Here is a 19,566-nt window from a genome sequence, read left to right on the forward strand (position 1 = left end):
ACGTGCAGCAATTACGATTGCACGTAATTTGCCGAATTGTGCTTCTTCATCACATCGTCGAAGCGGCGGGCGAAGGCATCGTCGGCGAGCTTCTTGCGGCGCTGGATGTCGGCGGTGGCGACCATGTTCTTCTCGTGCATTTCAAGCAGATCGCCGATGTGCTTTTGCGAGGCGGCACCAATGCCGGCCATGGTCTCTTCGGCGGTGTTGTCGACCTGGCTGCCCAGCGTGTTGATCTTGTGGGCGACATCCTGTTGGGCGGCGGTCTTCAGCGAATCTTCCAGCGCCTTGTACAGAACGATGCGCTGCTCGGTATCGATGGTCAGCTTGTTGATCAGCGTCGATTGCGCCGCGATCTGGTTGTTGAGCGAATCGACGAAGGTCTGGAACATCGAGGTGTAGCGCTCCAGCGTCTGGCTTTCGGCCAGCAATTCCTGCTCCTTGGCCTGCTTCTCGTTGTATTCCGTGGCCAGTTTCGAGCGTTCGCCTTCCAGCTGCGTGCGCACCTTCTGGCTGGTCGAGGCGGCGATCTTGTTCTCGATGTCGAGCAGCATCGGGTTGAGCTCCTCGATGCGCTTCTGCACGGTCTCGAGATTGGACATGGTGGTCTTGCGGCGCTCGATCACCTGCGACAGGCTGGCCTCGGAGGTCTTGTAGCGCGTGTCGAGAACCTGCTTCTGAGCCTTGAGGATGCCGACGATGGTGTCGGATTTCGCCAGCAGCTCCTGCAGATTGCCGGCCAGCGACATGTTGCGGACGCGGTCGGTGCGCAGGCGCTGCTTGCGCTGGCTGGAGAAGACACCGACGAAATTTTCCCAGCCGGTGTAGTTCTTCATGCTCTCGAATTCGGCGCCGAAGACGTTGGTGGCGTCCTCGAGGCCGATAATCAGGTCGGCGATATTGCCTTCCATCACCTTCTGCTGCTTCAGCACATCCTCAATGCGGGCATTCTCGATGTCGAAATTGGCGTCGCCGATCTTCTTGTCGGCGGTGGCGAGCGTGTCGAGCACAGTACCGGACTGCTCGATCTTGGTGCGCATGTCCTCTACGACCTGCTTGGTCTTGGCAATCTCGGCATCGAAATTCTGCAATGTCGCCATTGGGGCCTCCCGCTTCGGCATCGGTTTCGTTTCGCAAACCGCCGCGAATATATGTGCCGGGTTTGGCGAATGAAAGACGGAAGACATGGGATTACAGGAAAACAAAAGAATTTCAGGAGGCCGACCGCAGGATAGTCAGGCAATGATTACGGTGTAACTGCCGTCCGGTCAGACACCGCTTCAACCGCGGCTGGACTTTAGGTCGGGAGCGACGCTCAGGGCTTGGGATCGGCCTTGAGGTAGGCGATGACATTGGCGATGTCGTCGTCGCTGGTCAGGCCGGAGAAGGCCATTTTGTTGCCGGGGACCTTCTGCCGCGGCGCCCGCAGGTATTCGGCGAGGTTTGCTTCGTCCCAGACCAGGCCGGCGGCGCCGGCGTCCTTCATCCCCTGCGAGTAGCGGCTGAGATAACTGTCCGCGGTGCCGGCGGTGCGGCCGACGACACCCAGCAGATGCGGGCCGACCTTGTCGTGGTCGCTCGTGGCCTCATGACAGGCCATGCATCTGTTGAAGACTTTCTTGCCGAGAGCGGCATCGCCGTCGGCATGCGCGGCAAGAGCGCCGGCGATGAGGAAAGCAGCGGCAGACGAAATGGCTCGAAGCATGGGAACTCCCCGACGGCTCTGGCTGAGAGGTTCTGAAATAGCAAGCAGGCCTTAAACAAGCGCCGCACGATGGCGCGATTGGTGAACGAATGTCGGCCGGGAGGTCGGATGAAAGCAATAGCGCTGGTCAGGTTTTGGTGAAGCCGATGAAATCGTCGGGCACGGCGCGGCCCATTTCTTCTTCCCAATGGCGGCGGCAGAGCGAGACATAGACATCCTTGCCGATCGCCACCTGTTCGCCCTGTTTCGCCACCTTGCCGTCGGCGCCGAGGCGCACCACCATCGTCGCCTTGCGGCCGCAACGGCAGATGGTGCGCACCTCGCGCAGGTCGTCGGCGATTGCCAGCAGGGTGCGCGATCCGGAAAACAGCTTGCCTTGGAAATCGGTGCGCAGGCCGTAGCACATGACCGGGATGTTCAGCCGGTCGGCGATGCGGGCGAGTTGCCAGACCTGCTCCTCTTCGAGGAACTGCGCCTCATCGACGAAGACGCAATGGACCGTGGCGTGGTCGTGATGCTCGGCGACCCGGGCAAACAGATCGTCGCCGTCGCGGAACATCTCGGCTTCCGTCTCCAGGCCGATGCGCGACGAGATCAGCCCGGTATCGCCCTTGCGGTAGTGGCCGGCGATGAACAGCATCGTCGTCATGCCGCGCTCGCGGTAATTATACGAGGCCTGCAACAGCATCGTCGTCTTGCCGGCATTCATCGTCGCATAATGGAAGTACAGCTTGGCCATGCCGTCCTTTTAAGCCGAGTTGCAACAAAGCGGGGAGGGGGAGCGCCTACATTCCACCGGGAAAAGGCGACTTCCATCCGGAAAGCGGCGGGCGTGTCGCTGATCGGCCAGCCTGCGCCGTTGTTCGTGATTGCCTTAGTGCTTGAAACCGCAGCAGAATGATGTTTGGCTGACGGAACAAAGGCGGAGATAAAACCGTCGCTTCGCTTCACCGAGAACTGAAATGGGAGAATTTTCATGTCGCGTATGAGTTCATTCGTCGCCGGCCTCGGCCTGGCGGCTTTTCTATCCACGACTGGGGCCTTCGCCGGCGATCCGGAAAGCTGCAAGACGGTGCGTCTGTCCGATGTCGGCTGGACCGACATCCAGGCGACCACCGGCGTCGCCTCGGTGCTGCTCACGGCGCTCGGCTACGAGCCGCAGGTGATCCAGCTTTCGGTGCCGGTGACCTATGCGTCCCTGAAGAACAAAGATCTCGACGTGTTCCTCGGAAACTGGATGCCGTCGATGACCAACGACATCAAGGACTATGCCGCCGAAGGCTCGGTCGAGACCGTCAGTGAAAATCTCAGCGGTGCCGGCTACGGCATCGTCGTTCCGACCTATGTCGCCGATGCCGGTGTCAAGACGCTGACCGATCTCGGCAAATTCAAGGACAAGTTCGACGGCAAGATCTACGGCATCGAGGCCGGCAATGACGGCAACCGCATCATCCTCGACATGATCAAGGATCCGAAGACCAATCTCGAAGGCTTCGAACTGGTCGAATCTTCCGAGGCCGGCATGCTCACCCAGGCCGACCAGTCGATGAAGAACAATGAATGGATCGCCTTCCTCGGCTGGACGCCGCATCCGGTGATGGGCGCCATGAAGATCACCTATCTCGAGGGGATGGGAGATAGCGGCTTTGGTGCTGCCACCGTGCATACCAATGTACGCAAGGGCTACATGAGCGAATGTCCGAACGCCGGCAAGTTCATCGCCAATCTGAAGTTCAACCTGGACATGGAAGGCGAGATGATGGACGCGATCCTGAAGGGCGGCGACGCCAATACGGTCGCGACCGACTGGCTGAAGAAGCACCCGGACGCGGTCGCTCCCTGGATCGCCGGCGTCACCACCTTCGACGGCGGCGATGCGGCGGCTGCGGTGAAAACGGCGCTCGGAAGCTGACCCGACCATCTGGCATGACGAGACAAGGGGCAGCCACGGTAGAAATGGCTGCCCTTTTTCATATCCTGTGACAAGATGACCGTCCGGCGAAGGACGGCGCCGGTAGAAGAGGGGCTAGATGGATCCGATCTCCAAATTCCTGGTCAGTTACAAGATTCCCATCGGGGCATGGGGGAAGGCGTTTTTCGGCTTTCTCACCGACAATTTCGACACCATCTTCAGGGCTTTTTCCAACAGCCTCAACTTCCTGCTCGACGGCATCGTCGACGGGCTGCTGTTGCTGCCGCCGGTTCTGCTGATCGCGCTGATCGCTCTGCTCGCCTATTTCCTGCAGCGCTCGAAAGGCCTGGCTTTGGCGGTATTCATCGGATTGCTGTTCATCCTCAACCAGAACCTGTGGAAGCAGACGGTGGAGACGCTGGTGCTGGTGGTCGCCGCCGCCGCCGTGTCGATGGCCATCGGCGTGCCGCTCGGCATCTGGGCCGCGCACAAGCCGAAGGTGTATCGCGTCATGCTGCCGGTGCTCGACCTGATGCAGACATTGCCGACCTTCGTCTACCTGATCCCGGTGCTGACCCTGTTCGGCCTCGGCAACGCGCCCGGCCTGATCGTCACCATCATCTTCGTCATCCCGACCTCGGTTCGGCTCACCCATCTCGGCGTCACCTCGGTGCCGAAATCGATCGTCGAGGCGGGCGAGGCGTTCGGCGCCACCAAGCGCCAGCTGCTGTGGAAGGTCGAGCTGCCTTCGGCGCTGCCGACCATCATGGCTGGGCTGACCCAGTCGATCATGCTGTCGCTGTCGATGGTGGTGTTCGCCGCCCTGATCGGCGCCGGCGGCCTCGGTACGGAAATCAACCGGGCGCTCGGTTCGCGCAGGATCGACCTCGGGCTTGAGGCAGGGCTGGCGATCGTCGTGCTCGCCATCGTGCTCGACCGGATGACGCGCATCGGCGTGGGAGGCAAGAAATGACCGTCGCCGTCGATTTCAGGAATGTCGACATCGTCTTCGGCGCCGACCAGGCAGGCTCGCTGGCGCTGATCGACAGTGGTGCCACCCGAGCCGAGATCCTCGAACAGACCGGCAACGTACTGGGCTGCGCCGGCGCCAGCCTCACCGTGAACGAGGGCGAGATCTCGGTGCTGATGGGGCTTTCCGGCTCCGGCAAATCGACGCTGCTCAGAGCCGTCAACCGGCTGAACGTCGTCTCGCGCGGCCAGGTGCTGGTCAAGGACGGCGACGGTACGGTCGACGTCGTCACCTGCGACGAGGCGACGCTTCGGCGGCTGCGGCAGAAGCAGGTGGCGATGGTGTTCCAGCAGTTCGGGCTGCTGCCGTGGCGCACGGTGGAGGAGAATGTCGGCCTTGGCCTCGAGCTCGCCGGCGTACCCGAAGCCGAGCGCAAGGAGCGGGTGAACAGGCAACTGAAGCTGGTTCATCTCGACCAGTGGTCGAAGAAATATGCGCATGAGCTTTCCGGCGGCATGCAGCAGCGCGTCGGCCTGGCGCGCGCCTTTGCCACCGAGGCGCCGATCCTGCTCATGGACGAGCCGTTCTCGGCGCTCGATCCGCTGATCCGGACCAAGCTGCAGGACGAGTTGCTGCAGCTCCAGGCCGAGCTGAAGAAGACCATCATCTTCGTCAGCCACGACCTCGAGGAGGCGCTGAAGATCGGCACCCATATCACCATCATGGAAGGCGGGCGCATCGTGCAAACCGGCGCGCCGGAAGACATCGTGCTGCGGCCCGCCAACGACTATGTCCGCGACTTCATCGCCAATGTGAACCCGCTCTCGGTGCTGACCGCGTGGAACGTCATGCGCGACCGCCGCGACCTCGAACACGGCGAGAACGGCTGGGTGTGGCTCGACCGGCGCAGGACGACGCGTTTCAAGATCGACGAGCATGGGCTGGTGGCGGCGGCCGAGCGCGACGGCAAGCCCGCGGTATGGGTGTCCTGCGCCGATGTCGAAGCCCAGCCGGAGGAGACGGCGCAGGTGTTCTGGGCCAATCCCGGCACCTCGCTGAAGACCGTGATGCTGGCCATGCATCGCTCGCAGACGGCACCGGTGGCGCTGTTCGACGACCAGTCGCGCTTTGTCGGCGCCATCGGCGTCAGGGATGTGCTGAGCGCGGTGTTGAGAAGGTAGTTTTTCTCCTTGGGGAGAGAACCAAGACCAAACGCCGAGTTCTGTCGCGCCCCCCTCTGTTCTGTCGGACATCTCTCCTACTTGGGGGAGATCGGCGGTTTCGCGGACGGCTCTCACATTCCAACGTTTGTAATTGGCGAAATCGGCGACGACGGCCAATCTTCCCACCTGTGGAGGAGGTGTCCAGCAGAACAGAGGGGGCGCGAAGGAACGCCGGCTTAGCCCGATACCGCAAGCTAAACCGCAAGCGGCAGGCGCAGCTCCGTCATCAGGCCGCCATCGGGATGGTTGGACAGGCTGACTTCGCCGCCGGCGCTACGGGCGATGTTGCGGGCGATGGTCAAGCCGAGGCCGAGGCCGCCGGTCTGACGGTTGCGCGACTGTTCCAGGCGCACGAACGAGCCGAACACGGCGTCGAGCTCGGCTTGCGGTATGCCCGGACCCTCGTCATGGATCGCCAGGGTGATTGTCTTGCCTGATTGACGCAGGCTGAGATGCGCCCTCTTGCCATAGGTCACCGCGTTCTGGACGAGGTTGGTGACACAGCGCCGTAGCGCGACCGGCCGCGCGACGCAGATCAGGCCGCGCGAGCGCGCGTCCTCATTGTCGAAGGAGACCTCGTCGAAGCCGTCGGCGATCGATTCTACCAGCGACCAGAAATCGATCCTCTCGCTCTTCTCCTCGGTCACCTCGAAAGTGGCGAAGTCGATGACCGAGCTGGCAATGCCTTCGATGTCGGCGAGGTCGTGCGCCAGTGCGGCGCGCACGGACGAATTCCTCAGCAGTTCGAGGCGCAGCCGCATCCTGGTCAGCGGCGTGCGCAGGTCGTGCGCCAGTGCGGCCGCAAGATGCTCGCGGTCCTCGACGTAGGCGCGCAGCCTCGCCTGCATGGCATTGACCGCCTTTGCCGCGGTACGCACCTCGCGGCTGCCGCTCTCGGCGATCGGCGGGCTTTTCAGGTCCTCGCCGATCCGCTTCACCGCGGTCTCCATCATCCGGTAGGGCGCCGTCAGCCGGCGCAGCGACCAGATCGAGGAAGCCACCACCAGCCCGGCGATCAAGGCATAGAGCGGCAGGCTATCGAAGCTCAGTATCGGTCCGGCCGGTGTGTTCGGCTCGGTGAAGTTCAGCCATTGGCCGTCGGCAAAGCGAAGCGAAGCGGTCAGCTTGTCGCTCTGGGCGAAATCGGCCGCCAGCACCAGCAGGTCGCGCTCGACCTGGCCGATATCGGGACCGGCGACCGTCCCACCGGGAGCGTCGGCTTCGTGCGTTGCCGGGTCGCGGCGGACCCGCGCGTCGGTGATGCCGAACTTCGATAGCCGACCGACCAATATGTCTTCCAATTCGGCCAGTTCGTCGTCGCCGGCTATCGACGAAGTAACGGCGGGCGTGTCGGAGACGGTGAGCGCATAAGTGGCGTTGAACAGGCCGGAGGCCGTCGCCTTGCGCTGTTCCGGCGTAGCATCATGCATCAGCTGCACCAGCGAGAAGGCGCGGTCGTTCAGCCGGTAGAGATCGACGACGTCATTGGCGGCGGCACGGTCGCGCGAAACGATGTAAAGGGTCGCGATCTGGCTGATCAGCAGGCCGGCGATGACGATGAGCAGCACCCAGACCGGCAGCGTTTGCGGCAGGATGCGTCTCATTCGGAGGTCGTCTCAGGCAGGAACTGGTAGCCGCCGCTGCGCACGGTCAGGATCAGCTTCGGCGTTTTCGGGTCGTCCTCCATCTTGCGCCGCAGCCGGCTGACCAGAATGTCGACGCTGCGGTCGAAGCTGTAGCCGCTGTCGCCGCCGGACAGCTCGATCAGCTGCTCGCGGCTCAGTACGCGCTGCGCGCTCTTGACGAAGGTCTGCAGGAGATTGAATTCGGCCATCGTCAGCTCGATCCTGACGTCGCCGGGCGCCATCAGCCGGCGGCGCGAACAGTCCATCGTCCAGCCGGCGAAATGGTAGATCTGCCGCGAGGCGGCGCGTCGCGGTTCGGCGGCGCCATTGCGTCTCAAGACGGCACGAATGCGTGCGAGCAGCTCGCGCGGATCGAAGGGTTTCGGCACGTAGTCGTCGGCGCCCATCTCCAGCCCAACCACGCGGTCGGTAGTTTCGGTAACCGCGGTCAGCATGATGATCGGCGTCGAATAATTGGCGCGCAACTCGCGGCAGAGCTCCAGCCCGCTCTTGCCGGGCAGCATGACGTCCAGGACGATCAGGTCGACCTGGGCGCGGCGCAGGATGGTCTCCATCTCGGTGCCGTCGGCGGCGATCGATGTATGCAGCCCTCGCTTCTGGAAAAATTCCTGAAGCAGGTCGCGAATGCCCTTGTCGTCGTCGACGATCAGTATGTGGGGGTCGGATTTCACCGGGAACCTGTCATTTGTGGATCGCCCAAGCGCTGCTTCGGCCGTCAGCCAGACGATAGAATTCAGGCCATAAGTTGGCCAGTGAAGATCGGCGGCTCGATCCGGGCTGCCCAGAAACAATCCAGAAACAAAATTCTACAATCCGGAAAAACTGCCGAAAAAAATCAAAGGCATAAGTGGTGCCGTGGCGGTCAGGTCATCGGCTGCGACACGCGTTACGGGATTACGGACAGACCAATGCAAAGGTTCTCGATCAGTCTGATGGGTGCGTTGCTTTCCATTTCGCTCGTCACGGCCGCGGTCGAACATGCCGATGCAAAACTGGCCGATGCGAAGGTGGCCAATGCAAAGGCGGCCGATGCAAAGGTGGCGACCACCCGCAGCGAGCGTTGCATCGATCTGAACCGCCAGTTTGACGAAGCCCTCGAAACCCATGCCGCGGCAACGCAGGTCACCGCTGCGAAAGCACTTCAAAGAAAGGGAAACCGGTTCTGCGCCAACAAGAAACAGGCACAGGGAATCCGGATGCTCGCGAATGCTTTGAAGCTGCTTGGAGTGACACCGATCGATCCCGTTCAGTGACACAATCCGATCTGCACAAAAAGGAAGTGAAGCCATGAAAAAGTCCCTCCTCTCCGCCCTCGGTCTCGCCATCGCGCTGGCCGTCTCGATGCCGGTTCTCGGCGCCAGCAGCGCCAATGCCGCGACCACCACCCCGGCTGCGACGACAACGACGACCGCTGCGCCGGCCAAGGCCGTGAAGAAGGTCGCTGCCAAGAAGACCGTCAAGAAGCACAAGAAGCACGCGGTCAAGGCAACTCCGAAGGCCTGATCAAGCGACATCTTTCTACCCTATGAGAAGACCGCTCCAGTTGCGATTTGCCTGGAGCGGTCGTCTTTTTTGTTGCGTGCAGACAGTAGGGCCAGTCCCGGCCCACACCCCCCGTTGAACGCCAGACGGCAGTTCCCACATAGGCACGGACTTTTGAACTGCGCCTGCCGGGAAGCCGATCGCGCGCGGTTGAATGGACGACCGCTTTTGCCCATGTCAAAATGACCGCAAAGCTGTCGTACGCAATTGCCGGTCCAATGCCTGAAATCACGACAAAACCCCGTACCAGCACGAAGCCGAAGGTCGAACGGCCGAAGCTCTACAAGGTCATCCTGGTCAATGACGATTTCACTCCGCGCGAGTTTGTCGTGACGGTGCTGAAGGCCGAGTTCAAGCTCAGCGAAGACCAGGCGCATAGGATAATGATCACCGCGCACCGGCGCGGCGTCTGCGTTGTCGCCGTCTTCACCAGGGATGTCGCCGAGACTAAGGCGGCGCGGGCAACCGATGCCGGCAAGGCCAAGGGCTACCCGCTGATGTTCACGACGGAGCCGGAGGAGTAGGGCGGTTCGCTTTCTTCCTTCTCCCCTTGTGGGAGAAGGTGGCCGAGCGAAGCTCGGTCGGATGAGGGGTGTTCCAGCTTGGCAAGGACGGCACTCCGTCCAGCACCCCTCAACCGTCTTGGCGCTGCGCGCCAATCCACCTTCTCCCACAAGGGGAGAAGGATAAACCGCGTTACCGCCCTTCGCGGTACCACATCGAGCCCATCGCCAGAAGCAGCAGGCCGAGGCCGAGGAAGCCGCCGAACAGCGGCACGCGCGAGACGGCCTTGAGCACGCTGTCGTCGGTGGTGCGCAGGCCGATCCAGTCATTGCCGGAAGCCGCGCCCGAGGAACGGACCGGGACTACGGATGGCAGCGTGACGGTGCTGGTCAGGTTGCCAATGGCCGATGCCGGCGCCAGCCGGCGAACGCTGCCGCCGGTTGCCTCAGCCGGTGGTTTCAGCCGGTTCTCGGTGGAGACGACGTCGGTGAATTCCGGGGCGTTGACCGGCCCGACATGGGCCAATGCCGTCAGGTCGCCATTGCCGACCTGATAGAGACCGATTTCGCTGGTCTCGACGCTGCCGAGGAAGACGCCTGGCTCGGATTTCTCGAGCCTGACGATCAGTGCCTTGCCGGACGGCGTGATGACTTGCGCCGGGCCGGGATCGTCGCTCATCGTCTGGCGGCGGATTTCCAGCACCATGCCGCGGCCGTCGGCGGTCAGCCGCTCTTCCTCGAGTTCGGGCTCCTTCATCAGCCAGTGGGCGATGCGCCGGTAGAGCTGGACGTGCGGGCCGCCGCCCTCGAATCCGCGCGCCCACAGCCAGCCCTGATCGGACAAAAGCATGCCGACGCGGCCTTCGCCCTTGCGATCGAGCAGTAGCAGCGGCCGGTTGTCGGCACCCTTCATCACCACCTCGCCCTCGGGGTTCTCGACGCCGATGGTGCGGAACCAGCGGCTCCAGTGCGGCGGCTCGGTCGCGGAGCCGTCGAGCCCACGCGTTACCGGATGACGCTGGCCGGTATCGGTGAGACGTGGGTAGAAGGCCTTGTCGATGACCTCGCCGGTCGGCATTGCCGGCAGTGCCGACATCAGCGGCGTGCGGGCGATCGAGCTTTCGCCGGCATATTCGGGGCCTGCCGCGATCAGTAGCGCGCCGCCCTTTTCGACATACTCGGAGATGTAGTCGTAATAGAGGATCGGCAGCACGTCGCGGTGCTGATAGCGGTCGAAGATGATCAGGTCGAAATCCTTGATCTTCTCGACGAACAGCTCGCGCGTCGGGAAGGCGATCAGCGACAATTCGTTGATCGGCGTGCCATCCTGCTTTTCCGGCGGGCGCAGGATGGTGAAGTGCACGAGGTCGACCGAAGCGTCGGATTTCAGCAAATTGCGCCAGGTGCGCTCGCCGGCATGCGGTTCGCCGGAAACAAGCAGCACGCGCAGATTTTCGCGGATGCCGTCGATCAGCGCGATGGCGCGGTTGTTGGTGTCGGTGAGTTCGCCCGGCTCGTGGTTGATGGCGAGTTCGACGATGTTGCGCCCGGCGCTGGGAATGGTCACCTGCAGCGGCATCGCCTGGCCGATGTTGGCGTGCTCGACCGATACCTGCTCGCCGTTGACCGATACGCGGACATCGACCGGGCCGGTCTCGTTGTTGGTGGCGATGACACGATACGTCATGTCGAGCGGCTTGCCAACGAGGCCGAAGCGCGGCGCATTCTCGAAGCGGATGCGGCGGTCCTTCTCATGCTCGTTGCCGGTAATCAGCGCGTGCAGCGGGGCATTGAAGTCGGGTGCGCCGGGCGGCGCGTCATGCACCTCGCCATCGGTGATCATGATGGCGCCGCCGATGCGCGACGGCGGCACGTCGCGGAAAGCATTTTCGAGTGAGGAAAACAACCGCGTCTCGGTGCGCTCGTCGGCGGCTTCGGACTTGCCGGCCTCGACGACACGGACGTCGAACTGCTTGAAGCGGCCGAGACGCTGCTGAAGCCCGGCCAACGCCTCATCGGTCTGTTTGGTGCGGTCGCCGATATCCTGGCTCTGGCTGCGATCGACGACGACCGCGACGATGCTTTTCAGCGGCTCGCGCTCTTCGTTGAGAAACACCGGATTGAGCAACGCCGCAGCCAGCGCAATCAGGGCTGTCAGGCGGAAGACCGCGCCGCGCTGGCGAAACCAAAGGCCGGCCAGCGCCAGCAGCAGCAGCGGCACCAGAACCACGGCGAGCAGCGGCCAGGTGATGAGCGGTTCGAAGGCGAGCGACCAGTTCATGGTCTATTGCCCCAGCCGTTCGAGCAGCACCGGGACGTGCACCTGGTCGGATTTGTAGTTGCCGGTCAGCATATACATCATGATGTTGACGCCGGCGCGCAGCGCATAGATGCGCTGCATCGGATCCGACGGCACCGTCGGCAATAGCGGGTCGCCATTCTCGTCGACCGCCCAGGCGCCGGCGAAATCATTGGCGGTGATCATGATCGGCGAAACGCCGTCGCCGGTGCGCACCGGGCGGTTCTCGGTGTTGCTGGCTTCGAGCGATGCCTCGACCCAAAGCGGGCTGCCGGCAAAACGGCCAGGAAACTCCGGAAGGATGTAGAAGGATTTGGTCAGCACGTGGTCCGACGGCACCGGTTCAAGCGGTGGCACGTTGAGGTTGCCGAGGATGTCGCGCAGCCGCTCCGTCGCCGGGCTGGTCGAATCCGCACCAATGCCATTGGCGAACTGGTCGCGGGTGTCGAACAAGACCGTTCCGCCCTGCTGCATGTAGGCGTCGATGCGGGCGATGGCGGCCTCGCTGGGCATCGGGGCCGAGGGATCGATCGGCCAGTAGATCAGCGGATAGAAGGAAAGTTCGTCCTTCGAGATGTCGACGCCGGCCGGTGCTCCGGGTTCGAGCGCGGTTTTTTCGATAAGAAAGCGGGTCAGGCCTTCGAGCCCGGCGCGGCTGATCGAATCGACACCCGGCTCGCCGGTCAGCACATAGGCGATCCGGGTCTTTGAAATGTCCCCGATCGCCTCCGTATCTCCCGGCTTGGCGTCGTCGGCACGCGCGACGTCCGCGTGGCCAATCAAGGCGCCGAGCGCAATCAGCAGGACGGCTGCCGTCGCCGCAGCGCCGGCACGGCGCGGCCGGCGCGACAACAGGCCGCCCATCCAGAATACGGCAAGCGTGTCGAGCACCATCAGCACCAGGGCGGCCGTGACAAGCGGACCTTTGAGGTTGCGCTGTTCGTCGAAGGCATACTGGATGGTGGTGACCGGCACCGTGATATCAGGCCGGGCCAGCGGCGTGAACGCGCTGTCGCCACCGAGCAGATTGTGAGCGAACACTCCCGTTTCCGAGCCGTAGAGGCCGGGCGGGTTTTCCAGCGTCACCGGCAGCGGGCCGGCGCCGGGCACCAGCGGCCTGGCATCCGGCGTCGGCGGCACCAGCGTGCCGTCGGCGGCGATCATGCGATAGGGTGCCAGCGACGTGGCGGCGGCCTCGGCATTGGCGACAGCCGCGCCCTGGTTGCGCGACAATTGCACGATGCGCCGCAGCATCTCGACGAAGCTGCCGGAGATCGGCAGGTTGGACCACGTCGCCTCGGGGGTGACGTGGAACAGCACGAGGGTACCCTTGTCCTTCTTCATCCCGGTCACCAGCGGCGTACCGTCGGCAAGCGTAGCCCAGGTGCGCTCGACGATGTCGGGCGTCGGTTCGGCTAGGACCTGCCTGGTGACGGTGACCTCGGTGGGCGGCGCGAGGTCGGCGAAGGGACCGGTTTTCGGGAATTCGGTGACCGGCTGCGGCGCCGTCCATGACAGCGCGCCGCCAAGCGATCGTTCGCCCGTGCGCAGCCGAACTGGCAGCAGGTCGTCGTCATTGCCGGCAGCGGCCAGCCGCGAACCGGCAAAACGCACCAGCGTGCCGCCCTTGTCGACCCAGTCAACCAGCCTTTGCCGCGCTTGTTCCGGAATGGTGCCGACATCGGCCATGACGATCATCGCCGGCTTCTGGTCGAGCAGTTGCGGGATCGCGTCGGCGAGATCGACGCTCGACGGCTCGACCAGATCGGCGAACGGCTGCAGGGCGCGGCGGATGTAGTAGAGCGGCGACAGCAGCGGTTGCGCCTGGTCGGCCTCGGCCTGCGACAACAGCCCGACGCGGCGGCGTTTTGAGCTCTCATCGAGCACGCGGACGGCACCGGCCTGGCGCTCGCCATCGAGCGCGACGTGGGCGAAGTCGTTGCGCAGTTCGAACGGCACGGCCATCGTGCCGGTGGCGGTGGATCCGCCCGGGGCAAAGGTCAGCGTCGCGTCGGCAATGCGGCGGCCCTTGTCGTCGAAGGCGCCGGCCGTCACCTGTGCAGGTGCCGGATCGCCCGGTGCGCGGATGGCGGTCAGGGCGAAGCCGTCGACCTGGTTGTCGGCGCCGGTCAGGCCGGTCAGCGACAGCCGGTCGGAGACGGCCCAGACAACGCGTGCTGCGTTCTTCGACAACAGCGTGTTGAACGCGGCTTCGTCGCCTTGCGCCGCCAGACCATCGGCGAGCACCGCGACGCTGGCGCCAGGCAGCGACTCCAAGGCTGAAGCGACGCGGGCATAGACGGCGGGGCGGTCGGTCGGGATCGGCCGCGGCTTTGCCGCGCGCAGCCGGTCGAGCGCGGCAGCGGCATCGAAGGGACCGATCTCGGCATTCGGCTTCTCGGCGGTGAAAGCGATGAGCACCGGCACGCCGTTCGAATTGGCATCGGCGATCAGCCGCTCGGCGGTGGCGACGCGCTTGCCCCAGTCGGCGGCACTTGCCCAGTCATTGTCGATCACCAGCGCCAGGGCAGCGCCCTCGGCCGGCAGCTTTTCGCGCGGATTGAAGACCGGTTCGGCAAGTGCTGCCACGACAAGCGCGGCCATCAGCAGCCTAAGCAGCGTCAGCCACCAAGGGCTCTGCTGCGGCGTTTCTTCGCGCCTCAGCACGCGGGCGAGAATCCTGAGCGGCGGAAACACCTCGGCTTGCGGCCTGGGCGGGGTCAGCCGCAGAAGCCACCAGATCACCGGCAGCGCCAGCAGGCCCCACAGCACCATCGGCGCCCCGAAGGAGAGCGGCAGCCAACTCATGCGCGGGCCCTCCCGGCAAAGCTGCCCTCGGCGGTCATCGCCATGTGGATGCGCACCAGCGCCTCGGAGGCAAGGCGATCGGTATGATTGACGGTAAAGCTCCAGCCAAGCCGTTTGCACCAGGCGGCCAGTTCCTGGCGGCGGGCGGCATAAAGCAGGCGATATTCCTCGCCCAGCATTTCGGCGCGGCCGGCGGTCAGCTTGTCGCCTGTCTCAGGATCGGTGAATTCGGTGCGCCCGGCATAGGGGAAGCTTTCCTCGGCCGGATCGGCGACCTCGACCAGATGGGCGCGCACGCCGTGGCGGGCGAGCACGTCCAGCCACGCCATGGTGTCCTCGACCGGGTCGAGGAAATCGCTGACGAGGACGATGTCGCAGAACCGGCGAATGCCGGATAGGTCGGGCTTTGCCGGCAGGTCGGCGGCGTGCATCAGTTGCGCCGCGATGCGCTCGGCGCCATTGCGGGCGGTGAACGGGTCGGTCAGGCCCGGCCAGGCAATGCGCTCGCCGCTGCGCGACAAAAGCTCGGCCATGGCCAGCGCCAGCACCAGGGCGCGCGATTCCTTGGAAACGCTGGCTCCGGTCGATTTGTAGAGCATGGAAGGCGAGGGATCGGCCCAAAGCCACACCGTGTGGGCGGCCTCCCATTCACGGTCGCGGACATAGGTGTGATCGTCGCGGGCGGAACGGCGCCAGTCAATGCGCGAGGAATCGCCTTCGACATAGGGCCGGAACTGCCAGAAATTCTCGCCGATACCGCGCTTGCGGCGGCCATGCCAGCCGGCAATTACCGTGTTGACGATGCGGCGCGCCTCGACCAGCAGGTCCGGCACCAACGAAGCCCGCAACCGGCCTCTGGCGAGCGCATCGCGCGTCGCTGCCGGTGCCTGCGCTTCACCGATGCGCGCCATCAAATCCCTTTCGCGAGCTTCGCCACAACATCGCGAACCGTGGTGCCCTCGGCGCGGGCGGCGAAGGTCAGCGCCATGCGGTGCTGCAGCACCGGCTCGGCGAGCGCGCGGACGTCGTCGACCGACGGCGCCAGCCGGCCGTCATAGAGGGCGCGGGCGCGGGTGCACAGCGTCAGCGCCTGGCTGGCGCGCGGGCCTGGGCCCCAGGCGACGTACTTGTCGGTATCGGCGTTGCCCTGGCCGGGGCGCGCTGAGCGCACCAGCTTGAGGATCGCCTCGACGACGCTTTCCGGCACCGGCATACGGCGGATGAGCGTCTGGATGTCCTTCAGCCGCGCCGGCTGCAGCACGTTTTCAGCCTTGGCATCCTCGATACCGGTGGTTTCCAGCAGGATGCGGCGCTCCGCCTCGATCTCGGGGTAGAGGATATCGACCTGTATCAGGAAGCGGTCGAGCTGCGCTTCCGGCAGCGGATAGGTGCCTTCCTGCTCCAGCGGGTTCTGCGTCGCCAGGACGTGGAACGGTGACGGCAGATCATGGCGCACGCCGGCAATGGTGACGTGGTATTCCTGCATCGACTGCAGCAGCGCCGACTGGGTGCGTGGCGAGGCGCGGTTGATCTCGTCGGCCATCAGCAGTTGCGCAAAGATCGGCCCGGAAATGAAGCGGAAGGAGCGCTTGCCGAATTCATCCTGCTCCATCACCTCGGAGCCGAGAATGTCCGATGGCATCAGGTCGGGCGTGAACTGGATGCGGCGCGAATCGAGGCCGAGCACGATGCCCAGCGTTTCGACCAGCTTGGTCTTGGCGAGGCCGGGCACGCCGACCAGCAGTGCATGGCCGCCGGCCAGCAATGCGACGAGCGTGCGCTCGACGACGCTTTCCTGGCCGAAAATGACCCGGCCGACGCCGTCACGGACCCTCGAAATGTCGGCCAGCGCTTTCTCGGCCTGCGCCACCATGTCCTTTTCGCTGATCGGGCTTTCCTTGATCATAACGCTCATGCAGCATCGATCCTTCTGGTTGGAAATTCCGCTTGGCACCTTGGTGCCGCAGAGAATGCCGCGATTCGGCCTCGCATGGCGCCTGCAATGAACTTAAATCACAGACTTAGGCTGACAAGCGGAACAACAGTGACTATTTCGTGACCATGACGGAAGCCGCCGACCATCGTGAAGAGAGGCTGACGGCCGCGACCGAGGCGCGCGGGCTGGAGGCGCTGGTCTCGCGCGCGACGCGCGCTGGCAAGGGGCCGGCGCCGGTGGAACGCTGGAATCCGGCATTTTGCGGCGATCTCGACATGGAAATCAAGCAGGACGGCACCTGGTTCTATCTGGGAACGCCGATCGGCCGGATGCCGCTGGTGCAGCTTTTTTCCTCAGTGCTGCGCAAGGACGCGGACGGTAGAACCTACCTGGTGACGCCGGTGGAAAAGGTCGGCATCCGCGTCGCCGACGCGCCCTTCATTGCCGTCGAGATGGACGTGTCGGGCGCCGGCGACGGACAAATCGTCACCTTTCGCACCAATGTCGGCGACGTGGTAGAGGCTGGGGCGGGACACCCGCTGCGCTTCGTCGATGAGGACGAGACAGGTGGCCTGAAGCCTTATGTGCTGGTGCGCGGGCGGCTGGAGGCGCTGGTGGCACGGCCGGTGATGTACGAATTGGTCGAGCACGGCGAAGAGATCGACATCGGTGGCAAGACGATGTTTGCCGTCCGTTCCAAAGGCGAGGTCTATCCAATCATGCCGGCTGAGAAACTGAAACGGCTGAGCGCATGATGGACCGCCTATGATGGATCAGGTGATGCCGTTGCCGTTTTCCGCTGCCGGGTTTCGCCAGCGCGTCGCGGCACAGCCGCTGGCGCATGCCGGCGACGATTTTGGCGACCACCGCTTCAATCCGGGCCATCCCAGGCTGAAGCTGGCCAAGGCGCTGCGCGATGCCGCCGTGCTCATCCCGGTGGTCGATCATGGCCATGAAGCCACGGTCCTTTTGACCAGGCGGGCGGAAAAGCTGCGCAACCATTCGGGGCAGGTGGCTTTCCCCGGTGGTACCATCGATCCAACCGATGCGAGCCCGGAAACGGCGGCGTTGCGCGAGACATCCGAGGAGATCGGTCTCGATAGTGATTACATCGAGATCATCGGCCGTCTGCCGGACTACGTTTCCGGCAGCGGCTATCGCATCGCCCCGGTGCTCGGGATTGTACGGCCCGGTTTCAGCCTGACGCTGAATTCCGACGAAGTCGATGCCGTCTTCGAGGTGCCGCTGGGCTTTCTGATGGACCCCGCCAACCACACCAGAGACAGTCGCATGTGGAACGACCTCGAATGGTTCTATTACGAGATGCCCTATGGCGGCCAGCGCATCTGGGGCGTCACCGCGGGCATCATCCGTACGCTTTATGAAAGGCTCTATTCGTGAGCGATCCAGTATCGATCGCGGGCAAGGCCGGGTGGCTCGGCGAACACCACCTGCAGCGCCTGCTCGCCGCTCTGACTGATGGCGGCGAGGAGGCGCGTATCGCCGGCGGTGCGGTGCGCAACGCGCTCATCGGCCAGCCGGTCGCCGACATCGACATCGCCACCACCACGGTGCCCGAGGAAACCATCCGGCGCGCCGAGGCGGCAGGCTTCAAGACGGTACCGACCGGCATCGAGCATGGCACAGTCACCGCGGTCGGCCACGGCAAGGCCTATGAGGTCACCACGCTCCGTGCCGATATCGAAACCGACGGCCGGCGCGCCAAAGTGTCGTTCGGCCGCGACTGGAAAGCCGACGCTGAGCGGCGTGATTTCACTATCAATGCACTCTATGCCGAGGCCGATGGAACGGTCGTCGATCTGGTCGGCGGTATCGCCGATATCGAAGCGCGGAGGCTGCGATTCATCGGCGATCCGGAAGCGCGTATCCGCGAGGATTATCTGCGCATCCTGCGTTTCTTCCGTTTCTTCGCATGGTATGGCGATGGCAGGCCGGATGCCGAAGGGTTGAAGGCTTGTGCCCGGCTGAAGCAGGGGCTCGACCAGCTTTCGGTCGAGCGCGTCTGGTGGGAATTGAAGAAATTGCTGTCGGCGCCGGATCCGTCGCGGGCGCTGCTGTGGATGCGCCAGGCCGGCGTTCTGACCGCCGTTTTGCCGGAAAGCGAGAAATGGGGCATCGATGCCATCCACGGGCTGACCAAGACCGAGAAGGATCTGGCCTGGGCGCCGGACCCGCTGCTCAGGCTGGAAGCCATCGTGCCGCCGGATGCCGCGCGCATGAAAACGCTTGCCGAGAGATTGAGGCTTTCCGTGAGCGAAGCAAGCCGGCTGCGGAATTGGGCGATCACAGCTGCCGTCGATCCGAAAACGACCGAAGGAGAGTTGGCGAAAAGGCTCTATTTTGGCGACCGCCAAGGCTTTGTCGATCGGTTGCGGCTGTTGCTCGCTTCCGCTCGAGCCCGCGCGATCGAGGACAATGACGCACTGCTCGAAGCCGGCGGCTTCTCGCGCCTGCTTGCCTTCGCTGCAAAATGGCAAAACCCTGTTTTTCCGGTCAAGGGCGCCGATCTGACGACGCTTGGCGCATCACCGGGGCCGAAGCTTGGTGCAACGTTGAAGAATCTCGAAAAGGAATGGGTCGAGTCCGGTTTTGCGCTTGATCGCGGCGCGCTGCTCAAGCGCGCCGCGGAGGCACTCGAATCCTGACTGTCACGCTGCGTCGCGGACCTTTTCGATGCGCGAGCGGATCGCCTCGATCATCGTCTCGCGGATCACCGTCTCGCCGTGCGTCTCGCGCAGATGCTCGACGGCACGGCGCATGACCTCAGCCTCCTCCTCGGCGCGTGTGTGCCACTCGCAGCCGGGTACGAGCGACCCGCAATGGAATTCCTTCATCGGCTTCTCCTCATTTCCTCCTTGGAGCGCCGCGCCGCGCAATGACACGGAAGCTCCAGACCTTTGACTGCGCGATCCGGAAACCGCGTCCGGTATCCGGGCTACACGCTGGCCAGCTTAGCATAACACGATCGAACGGTTTTGGTTGCCTTAGAGTGCCGTGCGTC

19 protein-coding genes are annotated in these 19,566 nt (G+C 64.0%); 9 read left to right on the top strand and 10 right to left on the bottom strand.

The genetic code is table 11. The annotated features are described in order from the left end of the window. Positions 1 to 11: 11 nt before the first annotated feature. The 3 genes from NKI70_RS21825 to NKI70_RS21835 form a co-directional block, all read right to left on the bottom strand. Positions 12 to 1,100 carry a hypothetical protein gene (locus NKI70_RS21825; protein WP_023679508.1) on the bottom strand — a complete coding sequence of 363 codons (1,089 nt, stop codon included), beginning with the start codon at positions 1,098 to 1,100 and terminating at the stop codon, positions 12 to 14. Positions 1,101 to 1,315: 215 nt separating this feature from the next. Next, positions 1,316 to 1,705, bottom strand: coding sequence for a c-type cytochrome (locus tag NKI70_RS21830; protein WP_023679507.1), 390 nt, complete (start codon positions 1,703 to 1,705; stop codon positions 1,316 to 1,318). Between the two features lie 127 nt (positions 1,706 to 1,832). Beyond that, complete coding sequence (locus NKI70_RS21835; protein WP_023679506.1) at positions 1,833 to 2,444, bottom strand: thymidine kinase; 612 nt, start codon at positions 2,442 to 2,444, stop codon at positions 1,833 to 1,835. A gap of 237 nt (positions 2,445 to 2,681) precedes the next feature. Between NKI70_RS21835 and NKI70_RS21840 the strand changes: the two genes are divergently transcribed. The 3 genes from NKI70_RS21840 to choV all read left to right on the top strand — a co-directional run bounded on the left by NKI70_RS21840 (position 2,682) and on the right by choV (position 5,768). Next, positions 2,682 to 3,617, top strand: a complete 936-nt coding sequence (locus NKI70_RS21840) for a choline ABC transporter substrate-binding protein (RefSeq protein ID WP_023679505.1) — start codon at positions 2,682 to 2,684, stop codon at positions 3,615 to 3,617. A 118-nt stretch (positions 3,618 to 3,735) separates the two neighbouring features. Further along, positions 3,736 to 4,590, top strand: a complete 855-nt coding sequence (choW, locus tag NKI70_RS21845; protein WP_254819158.1) for a choline ABC transporter permease subunit — start codon at positions 3,736 to 3,738, stop codon at positions 4,588 to 4,590. After that, positions 4,587 to 5,768 (top strand): choline ABC transporter ATP-binding protein, encoded by a 1,182-nt coding sequence (choV, locus tag NKI70_RS21850; RefSeq protein WP_023679503.1) that lies wholly within the window; start codon positions 4,587 to 4,589, stop codon positions 5,766 to 5,768. The genes choW and choV overlap by 4 nt, the downstream gene beginning before the upstream one ends. Before the next feature lie 236 nt (positions 5,769 to 6,004). On the opposite strand, the gene NKI70_RS21855 is transcribed toward choV, so the two are convergent. Together NKI70_RS21855 and NKI70_RS21860 are read right to left on the bottom strand one after the other, a co-directional pair. Beyond that, positions 6,005 to 7,414: an ATP-binding protein gene (locus tag NKI70_RS21855; protein WP_023679502.1), complete on the bottom strand. Its 1,410-nt coding sequence runs from the start codon at positions 7,412 to 7,414 to the stop codon at positions 6,005 to 6,007. Then, positions 7,411 to 8,127 carry a response regulator gene (locus NKI70_RS21860; protein ID WP_352568020.1) on the bottom strand — a complete coding sequence of 239 codons (717 nt, stop codon included), beginning with the start codon at positions 8,125 to 8,127 and terminating at the stop codon, positions 7,411 to 7,413. The genes NKI70_RS21855 and NKI70_RS21860 overlap by 4 nt, the downstream gene beginning before the upstream one ends. A gap of 237 nt (positions 8,128 to 8,364) precedes the next feature. Here NKI70_RS21860 and NKI70_RS21865 point away from each other — a divergent pair, with 237 nt between their 5' ends. The 3 genes from NKI70_RS21865 (at position 8,365) to clpS (ending at position 9,522) form a co-directional block, all read left to right on the top strand. Beyond that, the gene (locus NKI70_RS21865) at positions 8,365 to 8,709 is read left to right on the top strand and encodes a hypothetical protein (protein WP_023679500.1); all 345 of its coding nucleotides are present in this window, start codon (positions 8,365 to 8,367) and stop codon (positions 8,707 to 8,709) included. Positions 8,710 to 8,743: 34 nt separating this feature from the next. Continuing rightward, the gene (locus tag NKI70_RS21870) at positions 8,744 to 8,959 is read left to right on the top strand and encodes a hypothetical protein (protein WP_352456451.1); all 216 of its coding nucleotides are present in this window, start codon (positions 8,744 to 8,746) and stop codon (positions 8,957 to 8,959) included. A gap of 257 nt (positions 8,960 to 9,216) precedes the next feature. Next, on the top strand, positions 9,217 to 9,522 hold the full coding sequence (gene clpS, locus NKI70_RS21875) for an ATP-dependent Clp protease adapter ClpS (protein ID WP_023679498.1): 306 nt from the start codon (positions 9,217 to 9,219) through the stop codon (positions 9,520 to 9,522). A 172-nt stretch (positions 9,523 to 9,694) separates the two neighbouring features. Here the strand turns inward: clpS and NKI70_RS21880 are convergent, their stop codons facing one another. The 4 genes from NKI70_RS21880 to NKI70_RS21895 are packed head-to-tail and all read right to left on the bottom strand — an operon-like array spanning position 9,695 to position 16,523. Further along, positions 9,695 to 11,782, bottom strand: coding sequence for a hypothetical protein (locus tag NKI70_RS21880; protein WP_352456452.1), 2,088 nt, complete (start codon positions 11,780 to 11,782; stop codon positions 9,695 to 9,697). A 3-nt stretch (positions 11,783 to 11,785) separates the two neighbouring features. Further along, positions 11,786 to 14,608: a DUF4159 domain-containing protein gene (locus NKI70_RS21885; RefSeq protein WP_352568019.1), complete on the bottom strand. Its 2,823-nt coding sequence runs from the start codon at positions 14,606 to 14,608 to the stop codon at positions 11,786 to 11,788. After that, positions 14,605 to 15,519 (bottom strand): DUF58 domain-containing protein, encoded by a 915-nt coding sequence (locus NKI70_RS21890; protein ID WP_352568018.1) that lies wholly within the window; start codon positions 15,517 to 15,519, stop codon positions 14,605 to 14,607. The genes NKI70_RS21885 and NKI70_RS21890 overlap by 4 nt, the downstream gene beginning before the upstream one ends. Further along, positions 15,519 to 16,523 carry an AAA family ATPase gene (locus tag NKI70_RS21895; protein ID WP_023679494.1) on the bottom strand — a complete coding sequence of 335 codons (1,005 nt, stop codon included), beginning with the start codon at positions 16,521 to 16,523 and terminating at the stop codon, positions 15,519 to 15,521. Before NKI70_RS21895 ends, NKI70_RS21890 begins: the two co-directional genes overlap by 1 nt. A 146-nt stretch (positions 16,524 to 16,669) precedes the next feature. Between NKI70_RS21895 and NKI70_RS21900 the strand changes: the two genes are divergently transcribed. The 3 genes from NKI70_RS21900 to NKI70_RS21910 are packed head-to-tail and all read left to right on the top strand — an operon-like array spanning position 16,670 to position 19,210. Next, entirely contained in the window at positions 16,670 to 17,299 is a 630-nt protein-coding gene (locus NKI70_RS21900) for a DUF1285 domain-containing protein (RefSeq protein ID WP_023679493.1), read from the top strand. A 13-nt stretch (positions 17,300 to 17,312) separates the two neighbouring features. Then, positions 17,313 to 17,945, top strand: coding sequence for a CoA pyrophosphatase (locus NKI70_RS21905; protein ID WP_023679492.1), 633 nt, complete (start codon positions 17,313 to 17,315; stop codon positions 17,943 to 17,945). Next, complete coding sequence (locus NKI70_RS21910) at positions 17,942 to 19,210, top strand: CCA tRNA nucleotidyltransferase (protein ID WP_352568017.1); 1,269 nt, start codon at positions 17,942 to 17,944, stop codon at positions 19,208 to 19,210. Before NKI70_RS21905 ends, NKI70_RS21910 begins: the two co-directional genes overlap by 4 nt. A gap of 3 nt (positions 19,211 to 19,213) precedes the next feature. Here the strand turns inward: NKI70_RS21910 and NKI70_RS21915 are convergent, their stop codons facing one another. Next, positions 19,214 to 19,399 (bottom strand): DUF1059 domain-containing protein, encoded by a 186-nt coding sequence (locus NKI70_RS21915; RefSeq protein ID WP_023679490.1) that lies wholly within the window; start codon positions 19,397 to 19,399, stop codon positions 19,214 to 19,216. Between the last annotated feature and the right edge of the window lie 167 nt (positions 19,400 to 19,566).

This window comes from Mesorhizobium sp. M0500 (assembly GCF_040321165.1).
GTDB lineage: Bacteria > Pseudomonadota > Alphaproteobacteria > Rhizobiales > Rhizobiaceae > Mesorhizobium.